A 2,219-nucleotide genomic window follows, 5' to 3' on the forward strand; every position below is an offset into this window, starting at 1 on the left:
AAAAAATGGGGCGACTGATGGGAATCGAACCCACGAATGCCTGAACCACAATCAGGTGCGTTAACCACTTCGCCACAATCGCCATATCTATATATGAATATTAATTTAAATTAAATAAGGTGGCTCAGGACGGAATCGAACCGCCGACACAAGGATTTTCAGTCCTTTGCTCTACCGACTGAGCTACTGAGCCACTATAGTATTGTTGCCTAAAGTTTGTTAGGCTTCTGTCCTTTGCTCGAATGACCTTCGGTCTTTCTCGCAGATTTCCTAAGAAGCTTACTCAGGATGTGAGCAATCTGCTCTACCGACTGAGCTACTGAGCCACTATGATACTGATAATTAAAATGGCGGTCCCGACCGGGATCGAACCGGCGATCTCCTGCGTGACAGGCAGGCATGTTAACCGCTACACCACGGGACCAGATTGCGGGGGCAGGATTTGAACCTGCGACCTTCGGGTTATGAGCCCGACGAGCTACCGGACTGCTCCACCCCGCGACGATAATATTTAATAAGAAAATGGAGGAGGTAGAGGGATTCGAACCCCCGCGCGGTGTTACCCGCCTGTCGGTTTTCAAGACCGATCCCTTCAGCCAGACTTGGGTATACCTCCGTGTTAAAATAAGCAATGGTGGACCTTGTAGGACTCGAACCTACGACCGGACGGTTATGAGCCGTCTGCTCTAACCAGCTGAGCTAAAGGTCCATGTTTAGCTGGAATGATCTAGGTTGTGATATATCCTAGTGGGTCTGTCCCCATCTCAGAAAGTCTATTCAAGCAGCAGCTCGATGGGTACAACTCGAAGCAAGCTCATAGATGCCTTGCTCGTTGCTCTAACCAGCTGAGCTAAAGGTCCAGGATATCCTAGATTGAATAGGTTCAACCAGATTGAATTTGGTAGCGGCGGAGGGGATCGAACCCCCGACCTTACGGGTATGAACCGTACGCTCTAGCCAGCTGAGCTACACCGCCAAATTATTATTTAAAGTGAATATGGTGGAGCCTAGCGGGATCGAACCGCTGACCTCCTGCGTGCAAGGCAGGCGCTCTCCCAGCTGAGCTAAGGCCCCATATAATATAAGTAAGCATGGTCGGGAAGACAGGATTCGAACCTGCGACCCCTTGGTCCCAAACCAAGTGCTCTACCAAGCTGAGCTACTCCCCGATAAAGAGAAAATATAATGGCGCGCCCGAAAGGAGTCGAACCCATAACCTTCTGATCCGTAGTCAGACGCTCTATCCAATTGAGCTACGGGCGCAAATATAAATGTTTATTAGCTAACTTGGTGGTGCCGAGGACCGGAATCGAACCGGTACGGTAGTCACCTACCGCAGGATTTTAAGTCCTGTGCGTCTGCCAGTTCCACCACCCCGGCTTAAGAACTATGGAGCGGAAGACGGGATTCGAACCCGCGACCCCAACCTTGGCAAGGTTGTATTCTACCACTGAACTACTTCCGCATTATATTCTTTTTGAAGAAATGGTGCGGGTGAAGGGAGTCGAACCCCCACGCCTTGCGGCGCCAGATCCTAAGTCTGGTGCGTCTGCCAATTCCGCCACACCCGCATATTTGATTGAATGTTATTTTACTTTCGTAAAAAACATTGGTGAGCCATGAAGGACTCGAACCTTCGACCCTCTGATTAAAAGTCAGATGCTCTACCGACTGAGCTAATGGCTCGTACAAGTGGTGCCGGCAAGAGGACTTGAACCCCCAACCTACTGATTACAAGTCAGTTGCTCTACCAATTGAGCTACACCGGCATGGTAAATGTAGATTATTTCACTGTGTGAAAAAATCATGGTGGAGGATGACGGGATCGAACCGCCGACCCTCTGCTTGTAAGGCAGATGCTCTCCCAGCTGAGCTAATCCTCCATTTGAAACTGCCCGGCGACGTCCTACTCTCACAGGGGGAAACCCCCAACTACCATCGGCGCTGAGAAGCTTAACTTCCGTGTTCGGTATGGGAACGGGTGTGACCTTCTCGCCATCGCCACCAGACTATTTGGTTTGAGGTTTTATTCCCTCAAAACTAGATAATGTGTAAGAAGAAAAAGAAGAACGAGTAATCATTTTGGTTAAGTCCTCGAACGATTAGTATCAGTCAGCTCCACACGTCACCGCGCTTCCACCTCTGACCTATCAACCTGATCATCTTTCAGGGTTCTTACTAGCTTGCGCTATGGGAAATCTCATCTTGAGGGGGGCTTC

16 tRNA genes and 2 rRNA genes are annotated in these 2,219 nt (G+C 49.7%); all 18 read right to left on the reverse strand.

Going from position 1 to position 2,219, the window contains the following annotated elements:
- Nucleotides 1–6 precede the first annotated feature (6 nt).
- Nucleotides 7–82: transfer RNA gene (locus ACH0QE_RS21650), tRNA-His, on the reverse strand.
- A gap of 38 nt (nt 83–120) precedes the next feature.
- Nucleotides 121–193: transfer RNA gene (locus ACH0QE_RS21655), tRNA-Phe, on the reverse strand.
- Between the two features lie 155 nt (nt 194–348).
- A tRNA-Asp gene (locus ACH0QE_RS21660) sits at nt 349–424 on the reverse strand.
- A gap of 3 nt (nt 425–427) precedes the next feature.
- Nucleotides 428–501 (reverse strand) — tRNA-Met (locus ACH0QE_RS21665).
- Nucleotides 502–523: 22 nt separating this feature from the next.
- Nucleotides 524–616, reverse strand: a tRNA-Ser gene (locus tag ACH0QE_RS21670).
- A gap of 16 nt (nt 617–632) precedes the next feature.
- Nucleotides 633–709, reverse strand: a tRNA-Ile gene (locus tag ACH0QE_RS21675).
- Nucleotides 710–899: 190 nt separating this feature from the next.
- Nucleotides 900–976 (reverse strand) — tRNA-Met (locus ACH0QE_RS21680).
- A gap of 22 nt (nt 977–998) precedes the next feature.
- A tRNA-Ala gene (locus ACH0QE_RS21685) sits at nt 999–1,074 on the reverse strand.
- 18 nt (nt 1,075–1,092) lie between these two features.
- Nucleotides 1,093–1,169, reverse strand: a tRNA-Pro gene (locus ACH0QE_RS21690).
- Nucleotides 1,170–1,186: 17 nt separating this feature from the next.
- Nucleotides 1,187–1,263: transfer RNA gene (locus ACH0QE_RS21695), tRNA-Arg, on the reverse strand.
- 28 nt (nt 1,264–1,291) lie between these two features.
- A tRNA-Leu gene (locus ACH0QE_RS21700) sits at nt 1,292–1,380 on the reverse strand.
- A gap of 10 nt (nt 1,381–1,390) precedes the next feature.
- Nucleotides 1,391–1,465, reverse strand: a tRNA-Gly gene (locus tag ACH0QE_RS21705).
- Between the two features lie 21 nt (nt 1,466–1,486).
- Nucleotides 1,487–1,571: transfer RNA gene (locus tag ACH0QE_RS21710), tRNA-Leu, on the reverse strand.
- Nucleotides 1,572–1,610: 39 nt separating this feature from the next.
- A tRNA-Lys gene (locus ACH0QE_RS21715) sits at nt 1,611–1,686 on the reverse strand.
- A 7-nt stretch (nt 1,687–1,693) separates the two neighbouring features.
- Nucleotides 1,694–1,769 (reverse strand) — tRNA-Thr (locus tag ACH0QE_RS21720).
- 38 nt (nt 1,770–1,807) lie between these two features.
- Nucleotides 1,808–1,883, reverse strand: a tRNA-Val gene (locus tag ACH0QE_RS21725).
- Between the two features lie 10 nt (nt 1,884–1,893).
- A 5S ribosomal RNA gene (rrf, locus tag ACH0QE_RS21730) occupies nt 1,894–2,009 on the reverse strand.
- Nucleotides 2,010–2,082: 73 nt separating this feature from the next.
- A 23S ribosomal RNA gene (locus ACH0QE_RS21735) occupies nt 2,083–2,219 on the reverse strand; the annotation flags it as partial.

Source organism: Mesobacillus sp. (assembly GCF_047739415.1).
Classification (GTDB): domain Bacteria; phylum Bacillota; class Bacilli; order Bacillales; family Cytobacillaceae; genus Mesobacillus.